At 40.6% G+C, this 256-nt stretch carries 1 protein-coding gene; it reads right to left on the minus strand.

Features of this window, described 5'->3' with window-relative positions; genetic code table 11:
* On the minus strand, positions 1-233 hold a 233-nt coding region (locus tag AAEY83_RS16730; RefSeq protein ID WP_351060888.1), incomplete at its 3' end, for a glutamate synthase central domain-containing protein.
* Positions 234-256: the final 23 nt, after the last annotated feature.

Raw genomic sequence — 256 nt, forward strand, 5'->3', positions numbered from 1 at the left:
TTTTTGTCATATAAACAAATACGATCCAGTGCTCTTTTTAGTGCACCTGGCCCACCGCTGTCTTTAAAAGTAATGTCGATCGTTTTAGCTTGAAGATGATTGTTATCTATATACTGTAGTTTGCGTAATTGCTCATTGGTCAATACAGGCTGTTCTATTTCAACCTTATGGCAATGCCCAGGTGTTTCATCGAGCAAGTTAAGTGAGCGGCCAATATAACCGCGCAACGACATAACCAACTCTTCACGAATAGGGT

Source organism: Psychrobacter sp. TB20-MNA-CIBAN-0197, assembly GCF_040309765.1.
GTDB classification, from domain to species: domain Bacteria; phylum Pseudomonadota; class Gammaproteobacteria; order Pseudomonadales; family Moraxellaceae; genus Psychrobacter; species Psychrobacter submarinus.